Origin of the sequence: Mesorhizobium sp. M1D.F.Ca.ET.043.01.1.1 (assembly GCF_003952385.1) — a bacterium.
In the GTDB taxonomy this organism is placed as follows: Bacteria; Pseudomonadota; Alphaproteobacteria; order Rhizobiales; family Rhizobiaceae; genus Mesorhizobium.
Window position 1 is genome coordinate 2,921,986 of the sequence record NZ_CP034444.1, and the last position, 23,527, is coordinate 2,945,512.

At 64.8% G+C, this 23,527-nt stretch carries 19 protein-coding genes and 1 tRNA gene; 11 read left to right on the forward strand and 9 right to left on the reverse strand.

The window, feature by feature from the left end:
• The 3 genes from EJ067_RS14195 to EJ067_RS14205 form a co-directional block, all read right to left on the reverse strand.
• On the reverse strand, positions 1-1,740 hold the full coding sequence (locus EJ067_RS14195; protein ID WP_126086284.1) for a site-specific integrase: 1,740 nt from the start codon (positions 1,738-1,740) through the stop codon (positions 1-3).
• A gap of 93 nt (positions 1,741-1,833) precedes the next feature.
• A tRNA-Ala gene (locus EJ067_RS14200) sits at positions 1,834-1,909 on the reverse strand.
• A gap of 164 nt (positions 1,910-2,073) precedes the next feature.
• A complete protein-coding gene (locus EJ067_RS14205; RefSeq protein WP_126086285.1) occupies positions 2,074-2,469 on the reverse strand; it encodes a TIGR02300 family protein in 396 nt (131 codons plus the stop codon).
• Positions 2,470-2,664: 195 nt separating this feature from the next.
• Here EJ067_RS14205 and aroA point away from each other — a divergent pair, with 195 nt between their 5' ends.
• The 3 genes from aroA (at position 2,665) to rpsA (ending at position 6,831) form a co-directional block, all read left to right on the forward strand.
• Positions 2,665-4,023 carry a 3-phosphoshikimate 1-carboxyvinyltransferase gene (gene aroA, locus EJ067_RS14210; RefSeq protein ID WP_126086286.1) on the forward strand — a complete coding sequence of 453 codons (1,359 nt, stop codon included), beginning with the start codon at positions 2,665-2,667 and terminating at the stop codon, positions 4,021-4,023.
• A 266-nt stretch (positions 4,024-4,289) separates the two neighbouring features.
• Positions 4,290-4,940, forward strand: a complete 651-nt coding sequence (gene cmk, locus EJ067_RS14215; protein WP_126086287.1) for a (d)CMP kinase — start codon at positions 4,290-4,292, stop codon at positions 4,938-4,940.
• Positions 4,941-5,133: 193 nt separating this feature from the next.
• Positions 5,134-6,831, forward strand: a complete 1,698-nt coding sequence (rpsA, locus tag EJ067_RS14220; protein WP_126086288.1) for a 30S ribosomal protein S1 — start codon at positions 5,134-5,136, stop codon at positions 6,829-6,831.
• Positions 6,832-6,910: 79 nt separating this feature from the next.
• Here the strand turns inward: rpsA and EJ067_RS14225 are convergent, their stop codons facing one another.
• The 4 genes from EJ067_RS14225 to EJ067_RS14240 all read right to left on the reverse strand — a co-directional run bounded on the left by EJ067_RS14225 (position 6,911) and on the right by EJ067_RS14240 (position 10,888).
• Positions 6,911-7,618, reverse strand: coding sequence for an SDR family NAD(P)-dependent oxidoreductase (locus EJ067_RS14225; protein ID WP_126086289.1), 708 nt, complete (start codon positions 7,616-7,618; stop codon positions 6,911-6,913).
• Between the two features lie 182 nt (positions 7,619-7,800).
• Positions 7,801-9,381: a 5-guanidino-2-oxopentanoate decarboxylase gene (locus EJ067_RS14230; protein ID WP_126086290.1), complete on the reverse strand. Its 1,581-nt coding sequence runs from the start codon at positions 9,379-9,381 to the stop codon at positions 7,801-7,803.
• Positions 9,378-10,019 carry a TetR family transcriptional regulator C-terminal domain-containing protein gene (locus EJ067_RS14235; protein WP_245468269.1) on the reverse strand — a complete coding sequence of 214 codons (642 nt, stop codon included), beginning with the start codon at positions 10,017-10,019 and terminating at the stop codon, positions 9,378-9,380. Before EJ067_RS14235 ends, EJ067_RS14230 begins: the two co-directional genes overlap by 4 nt.
• Positions 10,016-10,888, reverse strand: coding sequence for a dimethylarginine dimethylaminohydrolase family protein (locus tag EJ067_RS14240; RefSeq protein WP_126086292.1), 873 nt, complete (start codon positions 10,886-10,888; stop codon positions 10,016-10,018). The genes EJ067_RS14235 and EJ067_RS14240 overlap by 4 nt, the downstream gene beginning before the upstream one ends.
• 212 nt (positions 10,889-11,100) lie before the next feature.
• Between EJ067_RS14240 and EJ067_RS14245 the strand changes: the two genes are divergently transcribed.
• The 6 genes from EJ067_RS14245 (at position 11,101) to EJ067_RS14270 (ending at position 17,098) form a co-directional block, all read left to right on the forward strand.
• Complete coding sequence (locus EJ067_RS14245; protein WP_126086293.1) at positions 11,101-11,916, forward strand: ABC transporter ATP-binding protein; 816 nt, start codon at positions 11,101-11,103, stop codon at positions 11,914-11,916.
• 56 nt (positions 11,917-11,972) lie between these two features.
• The gene (locus EJ067_RS14250) at positions 11,973-12,767 is read left to right on the forward strand and encodes a transporter substrate-binding domain-containing protein (protein WP_126086294.1); all 795 of its coding nucleotides are present in this window, start codon (positions 11,973-11,975) and stop codon (positions 12,765-12,767) included.
• Positions 12,768-13,023: 256 nt separating this feature from the next.
• On the forward strand, positions 13,024-13,737 hold the full coding sequence (locus EJ067_RS14255) for an ABC transporter permease (RefSeq protein ID WP_245468317.1): 714 nt from the start codon (positions 13,024-13,026) through the stop codon (positions 13,735-13,737).
• Entirely contained in the window at positions 13,737-14,546 is an 810-nt protein-coding gene (locus EJ067_RS14260) for an ABC transporter permease (RefSeq protein ID WP_126086296.1), read from the forward strand. The genes EJ067_RS14255 and EJ067_RS14260 overlap by 1 nt, the downstream gene beginning before the upstream one ends.
• 95 nt (positions 14,547-14,641) lie before the next feature.
• Positions 14,642-15,643 (forward strand): Ldh family oxidoreductase, encoded by a 1,002-nt coding sequence (locus EJ067_RS14265; RefSeq protein ID WP_126086297.1) that lies wholly within the window; start codon positions 14,642-14,644, stop codon positions 15,641-15,643.
• A gap of 471 nt (positions 15,644-16,114) precedes the next feature.
• On the forward strand, positions 16,115-17,098 hold the full coding sequence (locus EJ067_RS14270) for a complex I NDUFA9 subunit family protein (protein ID WP_126086298.1): 984 nt from the start codon (positions 16,115-16,117) through the stop codon (positions 17,096-17,098).
• Positions 17,099-17,206: 108 nt separating this feature from the next.
• Here EJ067_RS14270 and EJ067_RS14275 read toward each other — a convergent pair whose 3' ends face one another.
• Positions 17,207-18,577: a cytochrome P450 gene (locus tag EJ067_RS14275; RefSeq protein ID WP_126086299.1), complete on the reverse strand. Its 1,371-nt coding sequence runs from the start codon at positions 18,575-18,577 to the stop codon at positions 17,207-17,209.
• A 178-nt stretch (positions 18,578-18,755) separates the two neighbouring features.
• Here EJ067_RS14275 and EJ067_RS14280 point away from each other — a divergent pair, with 178 nt between their 5' ends.
• Together EJ067_RS14280 and gyrB are read left to right on the forward strand one after the other, a co-directional pair.
• Positions 18,756-19,337: an NADPH-dependent FMN reductase gene (locus EJ067_RS14280; protein WP_126086300.1), complete on the forward strand. Its 582-nt coding sequence runs from the start codon at positions 18,756-18,758 to the stop codon at positions 19,335-19,337.
• 248 nt (positions 19,338-19,585) lie between these two features.
• Complete coding sequence (gyrB, locus tag EJ067_RS14285; protein ID WP_126086301.1) at positions 19,586-22,057, forward strand: DNA topoisomerase (ATP-hydrolyzing) subunit B; 2,472 nt, start codon at positions 19,586-19,588, stop codon at positions 22,055-22,057.
• 72 nt (positions 22,058-22,129) lie between these two features.
• Here the strand turns inward: gyrB and EJ067_RS14290 are convergent, their stop codons facing one another.
• Positions 22,130-23,527, reverse strand: a complete 1,398-nt coding sequence (locus EJ067_RS14290; RefSeq protein WP_126086302.1) for an NAD(P)(+) transhydrogenase (Re/Si-specific) subunit beta — start codon at positions 23,525-23,527, stop codon at positions 22,130-22,132.

The window sequence follows — 23,527 nt, forward strand, 5'->3', positions numbered from 1 at the left end:
TCAGGTACTTCCTGAAAGTGGCCTCAAGAATTTCAGATCCAGTCCTGGATATGAAACCTTTGCCATCGCCGCTACGTGGAGATCAGGATCGGCGTTGTTGCCGTAACCATCGCTTGCCAAGCTGCCTTGGGCCCAACCCCCGAGGGCCCTCAGAGTATCGGGGCCAGCTTCGCTACGGCGCAATGCGTCGCGAAAACTGTGCCTGAGCGAATAGAACGACTGTCTCGGCCCGACGACGATTGCTTCCTTCAAGAAGCTGTCACGGAAGCGCTTCAATGAATACGAAGCCCAGTTCCCGTACATATCTTTCTTAAGGCCTCCGAGCAGACGCTCGGCTTTGGCTTTCTGTTTGCCCTGGGCAAACTCGACAAACCCGAGTGCAATCAGCTCTGGATGAACAGGTACTTTCCTTCTGCTTGTCGAGGTTTTCAGGGTTTTTGTGGGCTGGTCCGTTCCGTCATCGTCGTCGTCATATGAGGCGACCACATCGACAAACCAGGTGCCGTTGGCTGAGCATTTCACGTCGGACGGCAACATTTGACAGATCTCGTTCGGTCGCATGCCCATGAACAGGGTGAGCAACGGCAGCCAGTATCGCCATTCGCGATCCGGCTTAACATACTGGACCATCGCATCGGGAGCGCAGCTCTGGTAGAACGAACTGCTGAAGAATGCCTTGATCTGATCGAGCGAAAATGGCTCACGCTTGTCCTCGGCCTTTTCCGCATCACGCCTCAGCGGGCGCAGAGTTGCGGCGGGGTTATGAGGGAGCAGCCGCTTGAGTTCAGCCAACTGCAGGATGCCGCGAAGGGTATCCAGATACGTTGCCTGAGTGACCGGCGACAGGAGGGGCTTGCCGTCCTTCGCGCCTTTCTTGATGGCTTCTTCCAGCGCCAGCCCAGGGTAGTGCTTCTTTCGGTTGCTAGGCGTCCGAGCCAAAAGGCTGCGGGCGCGCAGGCACAGATCGTAGTCGATGGCGGAGACCGGGGTGTCGTCCCCGACCAGTTCCCGCACCAGCGCGACCTGGGCCTTCACCTTGTCTTGCCATTTGGCTGACATGCCGTTGGCTTCCGCCTCCTCGATCTGCATCGTCTGATACTGATTGGCCAATTGCTCGAAACGAAGCGGCTTAGGACGGGCAGGATCGAACGCGTTGTCGAAGAAGCTATGGCCGAAATCATCCTGGTATCGAGCCAACTTTCGTTTTTGAAGTTCGAGCAATCCCCGTCTGACCAGTTCCGCATACAGTGCAGCATGACCGCTCTGTAGCGAGTTGGGATCGTGGCCCGCCTCTTGAAGCAGTTTGTCGCTGACAGAACCAATCCACTGGCCGGCACCGAGATCGTCCGGGTCACGGAGGAGCGCGATATCGATCTCCAGGTTTACGACCGCCTCTTTTCGTTCTGCATTCGTGGCCGGGATCGCTTTCTCTCGTTCCTCGAATTGGCGCGAATTGCTTGCGACGTAGGCCTGAACGAGTTCGAGCAGCTCCTGATCTCCGAGCACCTTAGAAGGCTGGGCGATGGGTTGGTGTTCGCCGGCTTCGAGCGATGCGAACCGCGCACTCCATGTCACGTCCTCGATTTCGCGGAGCCTCTTGGCCTTCTTTTTCTCCGACGTATGCAGCGAGTGGAAAATCATCGCTTTGCCCAACGCCTGCACGAGGTGCTTGGGGACTACGCGACGGTAGTACCAAGTTCCTTTACGGCATTGGAGGTGAGTATCGGCCACGTCCTTCATGCTCCGAAATGTATCACTAGAGTGATGCAGAGGGGAGATGTAAGCCGTTGAATTTGCTATTATCTAAGCGTTACAGGTGCTTAGAGGACTGTTTGGTGGAGCCAATCGGAATCGAACCGACGACCTCTTGAATGCCATTCAAGCGCTCTCCCAACTGAGCTATGGCCCCACTCCCGGCAGTCAGCCGGCGCCGTTTCCGGCGAAGAGATCCGGCGCGGTGGGAACCCGCGCCGTCGTTTAGTGCTGGCGGCTTCTAGCGCCGCCTTCGGTCAAGATCAAGCCTTCAAAAGCCGCTTTTTCGTCACAGGCCAAAATGGCCGGCAAACGATCCAATCAGACCTCGTCCTCGTCGTCGCCGACGCCGATCATATCGGAGACGTCGTCGTCCTCTTCCTCTTCGTCGGCAAGGAAGGTGTCGTCGTCATCGTCGCCGAGATCGACATCGTCCTCGTCGTCGCCGAGATCGGGAAGATCGTCGCCGCCGCCCTTGGTCTCCTCGTCCGCATCTTCCAGCGAGACGACTTCGGCGCCTTCCTCTTCCTCGGAGTCGACTTCCTTGTCGGCGACGTCCTCGTCGTCTTCGATCGCGGAAATCTTGCCTTCCTCGAAATAGGAACGCGGATAGCTCTTGCCGGTATAGGGCGAGACGATCGGGTCCTTGTTCAGGTCGTAGAATTTCCGACCCGTTTCGGGGTCGACACGCTTGGTGCCAAGTTCAGCTTTTGCCACGTCAGGCCTCGTCAAAAAAAGAATGGTCCCCATAACCGCAGTTTTTCGCGCTGTCAAAGCCAAAAGACATGTCCAGAAAACCCGCTTTTCAAAGGCCCTTGCCAAGGGGATGACCATTGCCGCGCGCCGTGATACGAGACCGCCGCAACATGACGAACCGAGCCGGCCCGGCCGGCATTTCATTTGGAAGACAAAATGTCTCATTCCGCCGCCGCCAAGCCAGCCACGGCCCGCAAATCCCCAGCGCTAGCCGGCACGGCGCGGGTGCCGGGCGACAAGTCGATCTCGCACCGCTCCTTCATGTTCGGCGGCCTCGCCTCCGGCGAGACGCGCATCACCGGCCTGCTCGAAGGCGAGGACGTGATGCGCACCGGCGCCGCCATGAAGGCGATGGGCGCGCATATCGAGAAGAAAGGCGCCGAATGGGTGATCCGCGGCACCGGCAACGGGGCGCTTCTCGAGCCGGAAGGCCCGCTCGACTTCGGCAACGCCGGCACCGGCTCGCGGCTCACCATGGGCCTCGTCGGCACCTATGACATGGAAACCACCTTCATCGGCGACGCCTCGCTTTCCGGCCGGCCGATGGGCCGCGTGCTGGAGCCGCTGCGCCAGATGGGCGTGCAGGTGCTGAAGGCGGCGCCGGGCGACCGCATGCCGATCACGCTGCGCGGCCCCAAGCACGCCGCGCCCATCACCTATCGGGTGCCGATGGCTTCGGCCCAGGTGAAGTCGGCGGTGCTGCTTGCCGGCCTCAACACGCCGGGCATCACCACGGTGATCGAGCCGGTGATGACGCGCGACCATACCGAAAAGATGCTCCAAGGCTTTGGCGCGAACCTGAGCGTCGAGACCGACGAGCGCGGCGTGCGTCACATCTTCATCGAAGGCCAGGGCAAGCTGACCGGCCAGACCATCGCGGTGCCTGGCGATCCGTCCTCGGCCGGCTTTCCGCTGGTGGCGACGCTCATCGTGCCGGGCTCGGACATCGTGATCGAGAACGTGCTGATGAACCCGACCCGCACCGGGCTGCTGCTGACGCTGCAGGAGATGGGCGGCCGGATCGACATCCTCAACCCGCGCAATGCCGGCGGCGAGGATGTGGCGGACCTGCGCGTGCGTTCCTCCGATCTCAAGGGTATCGTGGTGCCGCCGGAGCGGGCGCCGTCGATGATCGATGAATATCCGGTGCTGGCTGTCGCCGCGAGCTTCGCCGAAGGCGAGACGCTGATGCAGGGGCTGGAGGAATTGCGCGTCAAGGAATCCGACCGGCTGTCGGCGGTCGCCAACGGGCTGAAGCTCAACGGCGTCGACTGCACCGAGGGCGAAGCCTCGCTCGCCGTGCGCGGCAGGCCCGGCGGCAAGGGTCTGGGCGCTCACCCCGACGGCCTGGACACGGCGGTGAAGACGCATCTCGACCATCGCATCGCCATGAGTTTTCTGGTGATGGGGCTGGCAACGGAAAAGCCGGTGACCATCGACGACGCCAACATGATCGCGACCAGCTTTCCGGAATTCATGGGGCTGATGAAAGGGCTGGGCGCGGAGATCGAGTGACGGGCGATGGCAATCGCAAACCTTCGAGACTGGCGTCCGGCATTCGTCCCTTCGTCATCCTGGGGCGAAGCAAGGAGCGAAGCGACGCGGCGCAGACCCCAGGATCCATGCCGCGACTCCAAGGCGTTGCTACGGTGCAGAATTCTGGTCCGTCGCATGCTTCGGCTGATGTCACGGCATGGATCCCAGGGTCTTCGCTTCGCTACGCCCTGGGATGACGAAGGCGCGAGGACTGGTCGCCAATCACGGAGAGTGTCGACCCACCCATGACCCACACCTTCACCATTGCCATCGACGGACCCGCAGGCGCGGGCAAAGGCACGCTTGCGCGCCGGCTCGCCGACCATTACCGCCTGAACCTGCTCGACACCGGCCTCACCTATCGCGCCGTGGCCCACAAGCTGCTCGAGCTCGGCCTGCCGCTCGACAATGTCTCGGCGGCGGAAACCGCGGCGCGGCAGGTCGATCTCTCGAACCTCGACCGCACGGTGCTGTCGGCGCACGCGGTGGGCGAGGCCGCCTCGAAGGTCGCGGTCATTCCCACTGTCCGGCGCATTCTGGTCGAAAAGCAGCGCGCGTTCGCCAAGGCGCCACCGGGCGCGGTGCTCGACGGCCGCGATATCGGCACCGTCGTGTGCCCGGACGCCGACATCAAGCTCTATGTGACGGCGAGCGCCGAGGTGCGGGCCAGGCGCCGGCTGGCCGAGATCGAGAGCATGGGCGGCAGCGCCGATTTCGCCACCATCCTCGCCGACATCGAACGCCGCGACGAGCGCGACATGGGCCGCGCCGACTCGCCCTTAAAGCCCGCCGCCGACGCGCACTTGCTTGATACCAGCGAAATGGCTATAGAAGCCGCGTTTCTGGCGGCGATGGCGATCGTTGACGACGTCCTGGCCAAAAGAAGCAAGGCCTGATCCGGGTTTTCGATTGCCGTCGGCGCCGAAAATACCCATATCGGGCACGAACCAGCCTGCCAGCATTCTTCATGCGCCGGACTTGCCGCCAAAAGCGGCCAAGGGCTTTTCAGCCCGGAACGCCGGCAGGCTCACGCAACGCTAACCCACGGCGCCCGCTCCGCTCGTCATGCGGAGCACTCCAGGAGAAACAATGTCAGCTGCTAATCCCACTCGCGATGATTTCGCGAGCATGCTCGAAGAATCATTCACCGCCGGCCATTCCGGCGAGGGCCAGGTTGTCCGGGGCACGATCACCGCGATCGAAAAGGACATGGCCATCATCGACGTCGGCCTCAAGGTCGAAGGCCGCGTGCCGCTGAAGGAATTCGGCGCCAAGGGCAAAGAGTCCTCCCTCAAGGTCGGCGACACCGTCGAAGTCTATGTCGAGCGCATCGAGAACGCGCTTGGCGAAGCCATGCTGTCGCGCGAGAAGGCCCGCCGCGAGGAGAGCTGGGTGCGTCTCGAGGAGAAGTTCACCAAGGGTGAGCGCGTCGAAGGCGTCATCTTCAACCAGGTCAAGGGCGGCTTCACCGTCGACCTCGACGGCGCCGTGGCGTTCCTGCCGCGCAGCCAGGTCGACATCCGTCCGATCCGCGACGTCTCGCCGCTGATGCACAACCCGCAGCCCTTCGAGATCCTCAAGATGGATCGCCGCCGCGGCAACATCGTGGTGTCGCGCCGCACCGTGCTCGAGGAGAGCCGCGCCGAACAGCGTTCGGAGATCGTGCAGAACCTCGAGGAAGGCCAGGTTGTCGAAGGCGTGGTCAAGAACATCACCGATTACGGTGCGTTCGTCGACCTCGGCGGCATCGACGGCCTGCTGCATGTCACCGACATGGCATGGCGCCGCGTCAACCATCCGACCGAGATCCTCAACATCGGCCAGACGGTCAAGGTGCAGATCATCCGCATCAACCAGGAAACCCACCGCATCTCGCTCGGCATGAAGCAGCTCGAGTCGGATCCGTGGTCGGATATCGGCACCAAGTTCCCGATCGGCAAGAAGATCAAGGGCACCGTGACCAACATCACCGACTACGGCGCGTTCGTCGAGCTGGAGCCGGGCATCGAGGGCCTCATCCACGTTTCGGAAATGTCGTGGACGAAGAAGAACGTGCACCCCGGCAAGATCCTGTCGACGACGCAGGAAGTCGACGTGGTCGTGCTCGAGGTCGATCCGGCCAAGCGCCGCATCTCGCTCGGTCTCAAGCAGACGCTGGAGAACCCGTGGGAAGCCTTCGCGCGCAGCCATCCGGTCGGCAGCCAGGTCGAGGGCGAGGTCAAGAACAAGACCGAGTTCGGCCTGTTCATCGGCCTGGAAGGCGACGTGGACGGCATGGTGCACCTCTCCGACCTCGACTGGACCCGTCCGGGCGAGCAGGTCATCGAAGAGTACAATCGCGGCGACATGGTCAAGGCGCAGGTGCTCGACGTCGACATCGAGAAGGAGCGCATCTCGCTCGGCATCAAGCAGCTGGCCCGCGACACGGTCGGCGAGGCGGCGAGCAGCGGTGAGCTGCGCAAGAACGCCGTCGTCACCTGCGAGGTCATCGCGGTGAAGGATGGCGGTCTGGAAGTGCGGCTGGTCGACAGCGGCCTCGAGACCTTCATCAAGCGTTCGGACCTTTCGCGCGACCGCGACGAGCAGCGCCCCGAGCGCTTCACCGTCGGCCAGAAGGTCGACGCCCGCGTCATCGCCTTCGACAAGAAGACCCGCAAGCTGCAGGTCTCGATCAAGGCGCTGGAAATCGCCGAAGAGAAGGAAGCGGTCGCCCAGTACGGCTCGACCGACTCCGGCGCTTCGCTGGGCGACATCCTGGGCGCGGCGCTGAAGAAGCAGGGCAACTAAGCCCCCTCGCCTCGACTGAAACAAAAACCCCGCCGGATCGCTCCGGCGGGGTTTTTCTTTGTCCCTAACAGTTGGCGTGTCAGGCGCGGCCGTAGAGCGGCACCAGCGTGCCGCTCATCGCCTGGTTGGCGGGCGAGACGAGATAGGCAATCGCCTCGGCGGCGGCTTCGAGGCTGACCCATTTGGTGAAATCGGCGTCCGGCATGTCGGCGCGGTTGGCGGGCGTGTCGAGCGTCGAGGGCGCCACGGCGTTGACCAGGATGCCCTTGTGCTTCAGCTCCTCCGCCATCGCCACCGTTATCGCGGCGACGGCGGCCTTGCTGGCGGCGTAGGCGACCATGCCGGCGCCGCGCCTGGGATCGAGCCCGGCGCGCGCGCTGACGTTGACGATGCGCCCCGCCGTGCCGGAGGCCAGCAGCGAGCGCACCGCGGCGCGGCTGCACAGGAAGGCGGTGCGGGCATTGGTGTCCATCATCTCGGCAAAGGACGCCGATTCGATCTTTTCCACCGGCGCCATGGTGAAACCGCCGGCGAGGTGGATCGAGCCCCAAAGCTCGGGCACCTGATGGTAGAAGGCCTCGACCTTGGCGGAATCCGACAAGTCGACATTGTGCGCGAGATGGACGCTGGCATGCGCGGCGAAGGGGAAGTTCGGGGGGGCGGCCGCATGCGCGTTGGGCACGTGGCAGATGGCTCCCTGCTCCAGCAACCTGCCGACAACCGCGCCGCCGAGCGCCCCAGTGCCGCCCGTCACCACGACATGCCTGCCGTTAAGCGTTTCCGTCATATTTCGACTGCTCCTGTCGTATTCTTATGGTTAGGCCGCCCCAGCCTCGAACGTCGCGCCTTTCGTCCTGTCACTCAATTGAAATATCGACATGGCTGGCGTCCCGTCTTTGCATGCGTCGCCGCACCGCCGCGTGACCTCACGCGGCGGCGTCGCGGCTGATGGGATGGCCGCCAGGAGCTTCAATCGACAGTGATTTCGATAACGCGCGGCTTGCCGGCCGCTCGCGCCCGCTTCAGCGCCTCGGCCAGCCCGCCGATGCCGCTCAGCCGCTCGGCCTCAATGCCATAGGCTTCGGCAAGCTTGCAGAAATCCGGCGGCGCCGGCGACACGCCGACCGGCTCGACGCCGACGTCGAGCATCGAGGTCTCGATCTCGCGATAGCCGCGATTGTTCCACACGACGAAGATCACCGGCGCGCCTGCATCGAGCGCGGCACCCAGCTCCGGCAAGGTGAACTGGAAGCCGCCGTCGCCCGTGAGACACACGACCGGCGCCTCGGGCACGGCAAGGGCAGCGCCGATCGCAGCCGGCGGGCCGTAGCCAAGCGCGCCGAAGCCGGTCGCGGCGTTGAACCAGCCAGCCGGACGATCGTGATCGTAATAGAGGTTGGCGGCGTAGATCGGCTGGGTCGAGTCGCCGACGATGATGGCGCCGGGCAGCGCGTCGCGGATCGCCTCCACGGCGCGCACCTGCGCCAGATAATCGGGCTTCAGCTCGGCCAGCGCCGCCTCTCTAGCCGCCGCGGCGCGGGCCTCGCCGTCCTTCGCCGCGACATGAGCTGCGCCGAGCTCAGCCAGCAGAGCGCCAAGCGCCTCGGCGCAATCGGCCTGGAGGCCGACCGTCACCGGACGGCGGGCGATCTGGTCGGCGCCGATGTCGATGCGGATGAGGTTCGGCGGCAGCACGAAGCCGCCGTCGCCATAGCCGTCATAGTCGGTCGGGCCGAATTCGGTGCCGGCGGCAATCACCAGATCGGCGTCCGCCATCAGAGCGCGCACCACCTTCAGGCTCGGGCTCGCCGGCACGCAGAGCGCATGGCCATGCAACAGGCCGCGCGCATTGGCGGTCTCGACGACCGGCGCGCCAAGCGCTTCGGCGAAGCGCGTTAACGTCGAATCGGCCTTCTTGGCGCCGCCGCCCGCGAGGATCAGCGGCCGGCGGGCCGCCTTGATCAAGCTCGCAGCCTCGGCGACCGCCGCAGCTGCCGGAGCGGGCGGCGCAGCGTTGCGGAGCACCGGCGCGAGCCCGTCGGCGGGCTTCACCATGACGTCGGTCGGGATCTCGATATGGACTGGACCGGGTCGCGACGAGGAGAACACGGCGAAGGCGCGGGCCAGCGCGCCGGGCAGTTCCTCAGCCTCGGTGATGCGCTCGGAGAACAGCGCCACCTTCTCCATCATGCCGCGCTGGTCCGGCAGTTCGTGCAGGAAGCCCAGCCCCTTGCCCAGCGTATCGGTGGCATTGACGCCGGAGATCACCAGCATCGGCACCGAATCGGCGCGTGCCTGGCCCATGGCGGTGATGGTGTTGGTGAGCCCCGGCCCGGTGATGACGAAGGCGACGCCCGGCCGGCCGCCGGCGCGGGCGTAGCCGTCGGCCATGAAGCCGGCGCCCTGCTCATGGCGCGGCGTGACGTGGCGGATCCTCGAGCGCGCCAGCCCGCGATAGAGCTCGACCGTGTGCACGCCGGGAATGCCGAAGACGGCGTCGACGCCGTGCGCCTCGAGCAAGGTGATCAGCGCTTCGCCGACGGTTGTCATTGCTCTTCTCCCCTTTGCGGCGCGAGGCCGAGCTCGGCCTCGACAGCCGTGATGCCGATCGCCGCCAATTCGCCGGGCAGAAATATCTCGCCGGCCAGGCAGCCTTCAATCCAGAGCCCGTCGATGATCGCATTGATCGCGATGGCATGATGGCGCAGCTCGCTTGCGTCCGGTTTTCGCCGTTCGGCGGCGAGCACTTCGGCCACAACCGCTTCCACCTCGTTGCGGAAGCCCAGATAGCCTTCGCGGTGGGCACGGGCCAGCGTCGGATCCGCGCCGGCGCGGCCGAGGAAGGTTGCCCACAGCGAAAACACCCGCGCGTCGATGATCGGCGCGTTGAGGTTGGCGGTGACGAAAGCCGCAAGACGCTGGCGCGGCGAGGCATCCTCCATGACCAATGCGGCTTTCGCCTGCTCGGTCATGCGGCCGACCAGCGCCGTATAGGCTTCCTGCAGCAATTCTTCCTTGCTGGGGAAATAATGCCGGATCAGCCCGGCGGTGACGCCGGCGCGCAATGCGATTGTGCGCAACGTGGCGCCCTCGAGGCCATGTTCGGCCACGCTGTCCAGAGTCGCCTCGATCAGATCCTGCCGCCGCCGCTCCTCGCCCTCGCGACGGAACTTACGGCGCGTGTTCATTGGCGCAGGATCGGCCGCGTCAGGCATGTCGGCCCGCCTTCACAGGCGATGCAGAGCGCATCCGCCTCGAATATCTCAACCGCGCAGCCGGCGGCTTCCATCGCGGCTTTGGTCCTGGGGAAGCCCGCAACGGCAATGACCTTATGCGGGCTGGTCGGCAGCACGTTCAGGCTGAGGCCGTTGGAAGCGGCGAACTCCTCGGCGTCGCCTTCGACCAGCCGGATGCCGCGTGCCTTCAGCGTCTGATAGAACGGGGCCGGCAAAAGCGGCGAATAGACAAGCGCGAGGTCGTCGGCCAGCGGGCTGATCACCGACATCAGATGCAGGCATGCCTCTTCGCCCTGCCATAGCGGCAAGTCGAAGCCGTAGACGGAAATGCCCAGCGGCGTCAGCAGGTTGGAAACCTGCTGGATGCCTTCCTGGTTGGAGCGGACACCGCGCCCGATCGCCAGCGTGCGGGCGTCCACCCATACACAATCGCCGCCTTCGACCTGGCCGGGGGCCTCGATGCGGCCGAGGATCGGAATGCCCAGTCTTGTGTAGGTTTCCTCATGCAGGGAGGGCTCGCCGGCGCGCAATGGCTTGCCCATGGACAGGATCAGCGCGCCGCGGTCGGTCATCAGCGACGGGTCGTGCGTGAACACCGAATCCGAAAGCCCGTCGGCCCTGTCCTCGATCCATTCGATCTTGGCGCCGGAAGCCGCCACCAGTTCAGCAAGGGCCGCATGCTGCGATGCCGCTTTCGCCGGGTTGAACCCCGGGCCATAGTGCCAGGCAGCCCTGTCGGCGTCGCGCATGGCGTTGGCCGCCGACCGCATCAGAACACGCCGCAGCGGCGCCGCCATGGATTGTGATCCGAAAGCGCTCATCGATGCCCTTTTTTAGCTGAAAAAAATCGAAAAAATTTCATGGAGGGCTATTTATACACTTGCATAACAAGGCCGCAAGTGCCGTAATGAGCGGGATTGACGGGCTCGCGCTGTTGGGTCCATGCTGAAATCCGGAGCGGGGCAGTACAGCGTATGTTGATTAGCCGGATGGACGTTCGACGACCTGCCTTCGACCGAATAGAGGTCACCCGGTGAGCGCGGTGGAAGCTGCCGCAGTCTCATCCGGCAAGGTGCAGAGCGGCGCCGCCGAAGCCATCCATGTCGAAAACCTGCACAAGAAGTTCGGCCAGCTGCACGTGCTGAAGGGCGTCTCGCTGTCGGCGCGCGACGGCGAGGTGATCGCCATCATCGGCGGCTCCGGTTCCGGCAAGTCGACGCTGCTGCGCTGCATCAACTGCCTGGAGAACCCGACCAGCGGCATCATCCGCGTCAACGGCGAGGAGATCAAGCTGAAGGCCGACAGCCACGGCCACACCGTTCCCGCCGACCGCAAGCAGATCGAGCGCATCCGCTCCAGGCTCGGCATGGTGTTTCAGAATTTCAACCTGTGGAGCCACATGACGCTGATCGAGAACGTCATCGAGGTCCCGGTGCACGTGCTTGGCGTCAAGCGTGACGAGGCGATCGCCCAGGCCGAGAAGCTGCTTGCCCGCGTCGGTCTGGCGGAGAAGCGCGACGTCTACCCGGCATTTCTGTCGGGCGGCCAGCAGCAGCGCGCCGCGATCGCCCGGGCGCTGGCGATCAATCCACGCGTCATGCTGTTCGACGAGCCGACCTCGGCGCTCGATCCGGAACTGGTGGGCGAGGTGCTGAAGGTGATCGGCGACCTGGCGCGCGAGGGGCGCACAATGGTGCTGGTGACGCATGAAATGAAGTTTGCCCGCGAGGTCGCGACGCATGTCGTCTACCTCTACAACGGGCTGGTCGAGGAAGAAGGCCCGCCGGAACAGCTGTTCGGCGCGCCCAAATCCGAAAGGCTCAAGCAATTCCTCCGCAACGTCGGCTAGGGCCGGCGTCAAGCGGGGCGAAAAACCGGGAACAACAACAAACTGGGAGTCCTGAAATGAAGACTGTTTTCAAGACCTTCGCCGCGGCGCTGCTGTTCGGCGTCGCTGCGATGGGCGTGGCCAAGGCCGATCAGGTCAAGATCGGCGTCGCCGCCGAGCCTTATCCGCCCTTCACCTCGCCGGATGCGACGGGCAAGTGGGTCGGCTGGGAGATCGACTTCATCGACGCCGTCTGCGCCGAGGAGAAGCTCGACTGCGTCATCACGCCCGTCGCCTGGGACGGCATCATTCCGGCGCTGACCACCAAGAAGATCGACCTCATCGTCTCCTCGATGTCGATCACCGACGAGCGCAAGAAGACGATCGACTTCTCGGACAAGTATTACAACACGCTGCCGGCGATCATCGGGCCGAAGGACCAGAAGTTCGGCGCCACGCCGGATGACCTGAAGGGCAAGGTTCTCGGCGTCCAGGTATCGACCACACACGCGGTGTACGCCAAGAAGCACTTCAGCGGGGCGCAGGAAATCAAGGAATACCAGACGCAGGACGAAGCCAACAACGACCTGGCGGCCGGCCGTCTCGATGCGGTGCAGGCTGATTCGATCGCGCTCGTTGAATACCTCAAGAGCGACCAGGGCAAGGCCTGCTGCGACCTCAAGGGCATGGTCGCGCCGGACGATGAAGTGCTCGGGCCGGGCATCGGCGCCGGCGTGCGCAAGGAAGACACCGCGCTCAAGGAAAAGATCAACGCCGGCATCAAGGCGATCCGCGCCAGCGGCAAGTATGACGAGATCACGAAGAAGTACTTCGATTTCGACATCTACGGCGGTCCTTCGCAGTCGAACTGACGTCTCCGCATGAGCTTGAGGGGCATGGCCGAGCGCCGTGCCCCCTAGAGCAATTCCAGGAAAAGTGTGAAACGGTTTTCCGTCCGGAATTGCGTCAAACAACGGGATAGAGCAGATCGCCGTCTCCGTGAAACCGGTGAAATGCTCTAGGCCAAACCTTGCCACGCATGCCTGTCGCCGAACGCTGCCGTCGGCGGTTGCCAGCAATCCGGGGGCGAAGCTGATCGACGTATTTCTTCCGGCCTCGGCGGCCGGCATCATCGAACTCCTGTCACCGGTGCCGCCGGGCTGGGGCGGCACCTTGCTTTTCGGACTGCTGCATTCGGTCGAGATCGCCATCGGCGCCACCTGCCTCGGGCTGTTGATCGGCACCGGCGGCGCCTGGGGCAAGCTCTATGGCGGTCCGGTGACGCGCGACCTGCTCGCCGTCTACACCACCGTGGTGCGCGCCGTTCCGGAGCTGGTGCTGATCCTGCTGCTCTATTACGCCGGCACCGATCTCATCAATCAGGTGCTGACGGCGATGGGCTATCAGCGCGTCGACATCAGCGGGCTGGCGGCCGGCATCTTCGTGCTTGGCGTCGTCCAGGGCGCCTATTCGACGGAGGTCATCCGCGGCGCCATCCTGTCCATTCCGCAAGGCCAAATCGAAGCCGCCCGCGCGTATGGCATGCCGCCTGGCCTGATGCTGCGGCGCATAACGCTGCCGGCGATGCTTCCCTTCGCCATCCCGGGCCTTGCCAATCTGTGGCTGATCGCCACCAAGGACACCGCGCTGCTGGCCGTCGTCGGCTTCTTCGAACTGACGCTTGCGACGCGGCAGGCCGCAGGCGTCACCAAGGCCTATCTGCTGTTCTTCGTCGCGGCCGGCGTGCTCTATCTGGCGCTGACGCTGTTCTCCAACCTGATCATCGGCCGGATCGAAACATGGTCGCGGCGCGGCATGCCTTCGGTCAAGGAGGCGCGCTGATGCCGGCTGAAGCGACCGCGATCAACATGGCGGCGCGCGCCTCGCTCTGGCTCAAGCCGCACCGGATCGTGCTGATCCTGATCGCCCTGGCGCTGGTGTTCTGCGCGGCCTTCTTCATGCGCTGGGACTGGCTGCCGCAATATTGGCAAATGGGGCTGCTCGGCATCTGGCGGGCTCTGTGGATCCTCGTCGTCACCTGCGCGCTGGGCTTTATGCTGGCGGTGCCACTTGGGTTGGCGCAGGCCGGCGGGCCGTTCTGGTTCGCGGTGCCGGCGAAGGTCTTCTGCACGATCATCCGCGGCACGCCACTCTTGTTGCAGCTCTGGCTGCTCTATTACGGGCTCGGATCGCTTTTTCCGCAATATCCATGGATCCGCGAGTCCTGGATGTGGACATATCTGAGGCAAGCCTGGCCCTATGCCGTGGTGGCGCTGACCTTGTCCTTCGCCGGCTATGAGGGCGAGGTGATGCGCGGCGCCTTCGCCGGCGTGCCGAAAGGACAGCTCGAGGCCGCCCGCGCCTTCGGCATGAGCCGCTTCAAGATCTTCCGCCGCATCTGGCTGCCGCAGGCCTTCTATCGCGCGCTGCCGACGCTGACCGGCGAGACCGTGCTGCAGCTCAAGTCGACGCCGCTGGTGGCGACGATCAGCGTCATCGATATCTTTGCAGTCTCGTCCAAGGTCCGGCAGGACACCTACCTGACCTACGAGCCTTTGCTGCTGCTGGCTTTGATCTATATGACGATCACCGGCATCCTGGTGCTCATATTCAGCAGAATCGAGGCGCGGATTCCGATCAAGATCGGGTAGTGAGTAGTCAATAGCGAGCAGTGAGCAGGGCTGTTCGCGTTTGTCACCACTCACTAATCCCTACTCACTATTCGCTACTCACTAAGGCAATCGCCATGCAGCTCACTCTCGACCAGGCAACAGGCCTATGCCGGATGGCGGCGCTCGGCGCCGGCGCCAACGAGGAGGCGGCGCAGTCGCTCACCGCCTCGATCATCGCGGCGGAGGCGGAGGGCCTGGCGAGCGTCGGCCTGTCGCATTTCATCGACTATCTCGAAGCGATCGAAGCCGGCCGCATCGACGGCAATGCCGATCCTGTCATCACCCGGCCGGCGCTGGCGGTCTATCTCTCCGACGCGCGCGGCGGGCTTGCCCATACCGGCTTCGACCGCACGATCGAGGATCTCGCCAAGGCGGCAAGGCTGTTCGGTGTCGCCATCTTCTCGCAGAAGAACGCCTATACCTGCGGCGCGCTCGGCTATTTCACCGGACGGCTGGCCCAGCAGGGCCTGGTCTCCTTCGCCGCCACCAACGGACCGGCGGTGCTCGCCGGCTCCGGCTCCGTCAAGCCGGTCTACTGCACCAATCCGATGTCCTTTGCAGCACCTGCCGCCGACGGATCGCCGCTGGTGATCGACCAGTCGTCGAGCGCCACCGCCTTCGTCAACATCCGCAAGGCGGCGGAAGACGGCAAGAAGATCCCCGAAGGCTGGGCGCTGGACGCCAGCGGCAATCCGACCACCGACCCGGCGGCGGCGATGAAGGGGGCGATGCTGGCCTTCGGCGGCCAGCGCGGCGCCAACATCGCGCTTATGGTCGAAGTGCTGGCGGCAGGCATTTCCGGCGCCAACTGGTCGCTCGACGCGCCCTGGTTCACCGGCGGGCCGGACAGCCCCGGAACCGGGCTCTTCGTTTTGGCCATCGAGCCCAAGCTGCTCGACCCGGACTTCGAGCAGCGCATGAAGGACCAGCTGGACCGGCTGCGGCGGCGCTATGGCGTGCACATCCCCGGCCGCGCCCGCGCCGAGGCCGCCGAGAAGGCGGGCGCGCGCGGCATCGACGTTCCGAAGGCGGTTGTGCAGCGCATTTCCGAATTCGCCGAACGCTATTCGGCCTGATCAAGACAATCCACGGCAGCAGGCCGCGTTTCTTCACACGGCCCTTGAACCTTTTTTCACCCGGCGGCGACCCATCAGCGGCACCCACATCGCAAGCCGCAGAGAGGGTGGCTTGGGTAGCGGCTTGCGGTTGGCGGCGCCGCGCCGGGCGTCCAGGGCCGGGGCGGGCGTGCTTGCTTCACGCCGCCTTGATACCGTCTCAGGTCAGGCCGCCTCGTTGGTCCCTGTTTCGGTGCGCGCACTGCCCGGAAAACCCCGCTTCGGCGGGGTTTTCTGTTTTCGGCTAAAGTGCAGCGATCCCGTGCCTTTAGTCATCCGCGGCTGGCACCGCGATCAGGTCGACGCGCCTATCGGCAAGGTGTTCCGGGCGGGTGAAAAACAAGGCGGCGGCGACCTCCGGTCGCTCTTTGCCTTTGACGCGAAACGGATTAAGAAGCGGCTTCAGCCAAGCTTTTGCGCGCGGAGCCAACCATGACCGAAATCCTGCAGACCCCCAAGCTCGTCGTCGTGTTCGGCGGCTCGGGATTCGTCGGCCGTCATGTCGTTCGCGCGCTGGCCAAGCGCGGCTACCGCATCCGGGTCGCCTGCCGGCGGCCGGACCTTGCCGGCCATGTGCAGCCGCTCGGCAATGTCGGCCAGATCCAGCCGGTGCAGGCCAATGTGCGGGTACGCTGGTCGGTCGACCGCGCGGTGCAGGGCGCCGACCACGTCATCAATCTGGTCGCCATCCTGCATGAGACCGGACGGCAGAAATTCGGCTCCGTGCACGAGTTCGGTTCGCGCGCCGTCGCCGAGGCGGCGCGCTCGGTCGGCGCCGGCGTCACCCATGTCTCGGCGCTCGGCGCCGATTTGAGGTCGCCGTCGGGTTATGCCCGCACCAAAGCGCTCGGCGAGAAGGCGGTGTTCGAGACGGTACCCGATGCCGTCATCTTCCGTCCGTCGATCAATTTCGGACCCGAGGACAGCTTCTTCAACCGCTTCGCCAGCATGGCGCGCTACTCCCCTGTCCTGCCGCTGATCGGCGGCGGCCAGACAAAATTCCAGCCGGTCTATGTCGGCGATGTCGCCGAGGCGATCACGCGCTCGGTCGACGGCAAGGTCAAGGGCGGCGACATCTATGAGCTCGGCGGTCCGCAGGTGCTGACCTTCAAGGAATGCATGGAGGAGATGCTCGCCGTGATCGACCGCAGGCGCTTCCTGGTGCCGGTGCCGTGGTGGGTGGCGAACCTGCAGGCCTCGATCCTTCAGCTGTTGCCCAGTCCGCTGCTGACTAAGGACCAGGTGCTGCAGCTGCGCGAGCACAATGTCGTTTCCGAAGCCGCCGCCAAGGCGAACAGGACGATCACAGGCCTCGGTATCCAGCCGCAGGCGATCGCGACGATCCTGCCGAGCTATCTCTGGCGCTTCCGCGCCGCCGGCCAGTTCCAGCAGCGCCGGCCGATAGCCGACCGGTAGGCAAATCGGGCAAATGCCCGACGGGTGTTTCCGTCCGGGATCGCTCTCATCTGCGAGAGCGCCTAGCGCAATTCCAGGAAAAGTGTGAGCGGTTTTCCTGGAATTGCTCTAGCCGCGAGGGGAAACCTGCATCGGCAGTCCGCCCTGCGGCTGCGTGGTCAGTTTTTGCACCGGCCATGGCCGGGTTTCCGACGTCACGTCGAAGCGGAAGCGCGACAGCAGTACAGCCAGCGCAATAATCGCCTCCTGCATGGCGAAGCTGGCGCCGATGCAGACGCGCGGGCCGGCGCCGAAAGGCAGGTACTGGAAGCGGTCGATCCGGTCGCGGTTTTCCGGATGGAAGCGCTCCGGCATGAAGGCGTCCGGCCTGTCCCACAGCTTGCGGTGGCGATGCACGACCCAGGGCATCACCAGCACGGCGGCGTATCTCGGGATGTAGAGACCGTTCCAGGTTTCGGGCTCGATCGGCTCGCGGTTGATCGAGGGCGCCGGCGGATAGAGCCGGAGCGCCTCCTCGAAGGCGGCACGGGTGAGCGGCATGGCGTCCAGCCACTTGGTCGGATTGGGCTCTCTTGCCAGCACCGCGTCGATCTCGCGCTCGACGCGGTCGCGCTCCCAGGGCGCTTCGGCGAGGCAATAGATCGTCCAGCCCAGCGCCCGCGCCGTGGTCTCGTGACCGGCGCCGATGAAGGTGATGATATTGTCCTCGACTTCCGAGCGGGTGAGGCCATCCGGCCCCTCGGCCTTCAGGAGAAGCGTCAGGAAATCCTGCGGCACGCCGTCGGGGTCACGCTTCAGCCGCTCCTCGCGCAGCTTCACCGTGTTGGCGACGATGTTGCGGAAATAGGCCATGGTCTTGCGGCCGCGGATACGGGTCAAGCGCGGCAGCCATTCGGGCGCGCGCAGCAGGTCGAGCGGATCGACGCGGCCCATGGTCTCGAACAGGCGGTCGACCTCCTTGGCGAAGCTGCCCTGCTCGCCGGCGATCTCGCCGGAAAACAGCGTCTCGGCGAGGATGTCGTAGGTGAGCATCGTCATGTCACGGGCGACATCGGTCGTGCCGCCGGCCTCGTAGCGGGTGACGAAATCCAGCGTGCGCTTCAGCATCGGCCCGGCGAAGCCGAAGATGTGGCGCGGCGTGAACACCGGCGCCATGGCCTTGCGCGAGCGTTTCCACATCTCACCCTCGGCGGTAAGCAGGCCGTCGCGCAGGATCGGGCGCAGGATCAGCTGGCGCACCGTCGCCATCTTGTAGTTCTTGGCGTTGTCGATCAGCACATGGCGGATGAGGCCGGGATCGTTGGCGATGACCAGCGGCCCGCCGACGCCGGTCACCGATATCCACGGCTCGTTGTAGGTGTGCTCGCCCCACAGCTCGAGCGGGTTGCGGTAGACGATGCGCATCATCTCCAGCGTCGAGGGCGGCTGGGTGCGCGGCTTCGGCGCGGGCGGCACGAAGGGGGCGGGCTTGGTGTCCATGGGCATGCTCCGCTGGCAACGCTGAATGTAGGGTCCGGCAGAGCCCGCGTCCATGTGACTGAACGACAGGCCGCGAACAGACCGCCTCGCCTGAATGTGAACGGCGTCGCCCGGTGGCTTGTTGACTGTGACTGTTTATTTTAGTCACCAACGGATACCGCCAAACAGGGAGTCACCCGTGAAGCATCAGTTGAGCATCATCATCGGCAGCACGCGGCCCGGACGCGCCGGCCCGATCTTCGCCGAGCGCCTGGAGACTATCGCGCGCGAGCACGGCAGGTTCGAGCCGGCGCTGACCGACATTGCCGCCTTCAAGCTGCCGCTGCTCGACGAGCCGCATCATCCGCGCCTGGGCAAATACGAGAACGACCACACCAAGGCCTGGTCGAAGGCGATCGACGCCGCCGACGCCTTCGTCTTCGTGGCGCCGGAATACAATTATTTCGTGGCCCCGGCGATCGTCAACGCCGTCGACTATCTGCTCAAGGAGTGGCGCTACAAGCCGGCCGCGATCTTCAGCTACGGCGGCGTTTCAGGCGGCCTGCGCGCGGCGCAGGCGCTGAAGCCCCTGCTGACCGCGGTCGGCGTCATGCCGATCCCGGAAGGCGTGGCGTTGCCCTCCTACAGGGCGTTGCTCGACAAGGACGGCGCGTACCATCCGAGCGAACAGGTGCTGGGCGGCGCCAGGACCATGCTGGACGAACTGTTCCGGTGGAGCGAGGCGCTGAAGACGCTGCGCGCCGGCCTCCCTTCGCAATAGCAGACGTCGCGGCATGACCTGCTGCGAGGCCGTGCCCAGGCGCGGCTTCGCAGCTGCATGGTCTCGCCCTCCGCGCCCGCTTCCCGGCACGTCGCGCCGGGGCTTGCGAAAGGTCGCCCGCCAAGCCGGCAAAATGCCTGCAAACCTTGGAAAAACGGCCGTTTGCGCCTATATCTAGGACATCAAAACGGCGCGATTCGGGGCGATTTTCCCGCGCCGGATCATCGTCATCAATCAGATAGGTTTTCATGAGCGACCAGACCGAAAGCGCCATTGGCGCGGAAGCCGAGTACGGCGCCGATTCCATCAAGGTTTTGAAGGGGTTGGACGCAGTCCGCAAGCGGCCGGGCATGTATATCGGCGACACCGACGACGGCTCGGGCCTGCATCACATGGTCTATGAGGTGGTGGACAACGCCATCGACGAGGCGCTGGCCGGGCACGCCGACCTCGTCTCGGTGACGCTCAACCCCGACGGCTCGGTGACGGTGATCGACAATGGCCGCGGGATTCCGACCGATATCCACCCCTCAGAGGGTGTCTCGGCGGCCGAAGTGATCATGACGCAGCTGCATGCCGGCGGCAAATTCGACCAGAATTCCTACAAGGTCTCAGGCGGCCTGCACGGTGTCGGCGTTTCCGTGGTGAACGCGCTCTCGGCATGGCTGAGACTCAAGATCCGCCGCAACGGCGACATCTTCGAGATGAGCTTCACCCACGGCAATGCCGACGCGCCCTTGAAGGTGACGGGCAGCTACGAGCAGGACAAGCAGCCCGGCACCTACGAGGGCCGCAGCGGCAGCGAGATCACCTTCTTCCCGTCGGCCGAAACCTTCACCATGGTCGAGTTCGACTACAACACGCTGGAGCACCGGCTGCGCGAGCTCGCCTTCCTCAATTCGGGCGTGCGCATCGTGCTGACCGACGCCCGCCATGCCGACCTCGTGCGCCATGAGCTGCATTATGACGGCGGCCTCGAGGAGTTCGTCAAATATCTCGACCGGGTCAAGAAGCCGCTGATCGAAAAGCCGATCGCAATCCGGGCCGAACGCGACGGCATCACCGTCGAAGTGGCGATGTGGTGGAACGACAGCTACCACGAGAATGTGCTGGCCTTCACCAACAACATCCCGCAGCGAGACGGCGGCACGCATCTGGCCGGCTTCCGCGCCGCGCTGACAAGGCAGATCACCGGCTATGGCGAGTCCTCCGGCCAGACCAAGAAGGAGAAGGTCTCGCTGACCGGCGACGACTGCCGCGAAGGGCTGACCGCCGTGCTGTCGGTCAAGGTTCCCGATCCGAAATTCTCCTCGCAGACCAAGGACAAGCTGGTCTCATCGGAAGTCCGCCCCGTGGTCGAAAGCCTGGTCAACGAGGCGCTGGGCACCTGGCTGGAAGAGCATCCGAGCGAAGGCAAGGTGGTGGTCGAGAAGGTGATCCAGGCGGCCGCCGCGCGCGAGGCCGCGCGCAAGGCGCGCGACATCACCCGCAAGAGCACGCTCGGCGTCACCTCGCTGCCCGGCAAGCTTGCCGACTGCCAGGAGCGCGATCCGGCGAAGTCGGAAATCTTCATCGTCGAGGGCGACTCGGCCGGCGGCTCGGCCAAGGGCGGGCGCTCGCGCCAGAACCAGGCGATCCTGCCGTTGCGCGGCAAGATCCTCAATGTCGAGCGGGCGCGCTTCGACCGCATGCTCTCTTCCGACATGATCGGCACGCTGATCACCGCGCTCGGCACCTCGATCGGCAAGGACGAGTTCAACGCCGACAAGCTGCGCTATCACAAGATCATCCTGATGACGGACGCCGACGTCGACGGCGCCCATATCCGCACGCTGCTGCTCACCTTCTTCTTCCGGCAGATGCCGGAGCTGATCGAGCGCGGCCATCTCTACATCGCCCAGCCGCCGCTCTACAAAGTGACGCGGGGCAAGAGCTCGCAATACCTCAAGGACGAAAGCGCCTATGAGGAATACCTGATCGATTCCGGGCTGGAGGAAGCCTCGCTGACGCTGGGCTCGGGCGAGGTGCGGACCGGGCAGGACCTGCACAGCGCCATCGACGATGCGCTGGCGGTGCGCCAGCTGATCAACGGGCTGCATACGCGCTATAACCGCAGCGTGGTCGAGCAGGCGGCGATCGCGGGCGCGCTCAATGCCGATGTGCTTGCCGATCTCGGCCGCGCCAACGCCATGGCCGAGCGCGTCGCCAAGCGCCTCGACCTGATCGCCGAGGACACCGAGCGTGGCTGGACCGGCCGGCTGTCGACCTCCAATGACGGCGTCGGCGGCTATGTGTTCGAGCGCACGGTGCGCGGTGTGAAGGAATTCGTGCAGCTCGACGCCGGGCTGATCAATTCGGCCGACGCGCGCCAGCTCGACCGCTATGCCTCGCGCCTTACCGAGGTCTACAGCGAGCCGCCGGTGCTGCGCCGCAAGGAGGTCTCCGAGACCATTGCCGGGCCGCTGGCGCTGCTCAACGCGGTGTTCGCAACCGGCCGCAAGGGCCTGACCATGCAACGCTACAAGGGCCTGGGCGAGATGAACGCCGAGCAACTGTGGGAGACCACGCTGGACCCGAATGTGCGCTCGCTGCTGCAGGTCAAGGTGGCGGACGCGACGGACGCCGACTCGCTGTTCTCGCGGCTGATGGGCGACGAGGTGGAACCGCGGCGCGAGTTCATCCAGGACAATGCGCTGTCGGTGGCCAATCTCGATATCTGAGCAGGCCGATAGCCTTCTGCACAAAAAAGCCCGGCGGACGCCGGGCTTTTTTGCTGCAGACGCTGCGGCCGATCAGTGATCAAACGCCTTGACGATTTCCTCGGTCATCTTCTTGGCGTCGCCGAGCAGCATCATGGTGCCGTCCTTGTAGAACAGCGTGTTGTCGATGCCGGCATAGCCGGAGCCCAGCGAGCGCTTGACGAACAGGCAGGTGCGGGCCTTGTCGACGTCGAGGATCGGCATGCCGTAGATGGGCGAGGACTTGTCGTCGCGCGCGGACGGGTTGGTGACGTCGTTGGCGCCGATGACATAGGCGACGTCGGCCTGCGCGAATTCGGAGTTGATGTCCTCGAGCTCGAACACCTCGTCATAAGGCACGTTGGCCTCGGCCAGGAGCACGTTCATGTGGCCGGGCATGCGGCCGGCGACCGGATGGATGGCGTATTTCACCTCAACGCCGTTGGCCTTGAGCTTGTCGGCCATCTCGCGCAGCGCGTGCTGCGCCTGGGCGACCGCCATGCCGTAGCCGGGCACGATGATGACCTTCTGCGCGTTCATCATCAGATAGGCGGCGTCGTCGGCCGAGCCCTGCTTGACGGTGCGCTCGATGCCGTCGTCGGCAACTGCCGCCGTCTCGCCGCCGAAGCCGCCGAGGATGACCGAGATGAAGGAGCGGTTCATGCCCTTGCACATGATGTAGGACAGGATCGCACCCGACGAGCCGACCAGCGCGCCGGTGATGATCAGCGCCAGATTGCCGAGCGTGAAGCCAAGTGCCGCGGCAGCCCAGCCCGAGTAGGAATTCAGCATCGACACCACGACCGGCATGTCGGCGCCGCCGATCGGGATGATCAACAGCACGCCGAGCACCAGCGAGGCGGCGACGATCAGCCAGAAGACGAACTTGGATTCGGTGGTGACGAGCAGCACGATCAGCACCACGAGCGCAACGCCAAGCGCGATGTTGATGAGGTGGCGGCCGCCGATCATGATCGGCTTGCCGGACATGCGGCCGTCGAGCTTGAGGAAGGCGATGACCGAGCCGGTGAAGGTGATGGCGCCGATGGCGACGCCAAGGCTCATCTCGATGAGCGCCTGGGCATGGATGTCGCCCGCCGTGCCGATGCCGAAGCTTTCCGGCGCATAGATGGCGGCGGCCGCCACCATGACGGCGGCGAAGCCGACGAGGCTGTGGAAGGCGGCGACAAGCTGCGGCATCGAGGTCATGGCGATGCGGCGGGCCACATAGGCGCCGACGCCGCCGCCGATGGCGAGACCCAGCACGATCAGGCCGAAGCGCCCAGCCGAGGGCAGCGCCAGCGCCAGCGTCGTGCATAGAGCAATGCCCATGCCGATCATGCCGTAGAGATTGCCCTGGCGGCTGGTGGTCGGATGCGAGAGGCCACGCAGCGCCAGGATGAACAGGATGCCGGAGACCAGATAGAGGAAGGAGGCGAGATTGACGGTCAC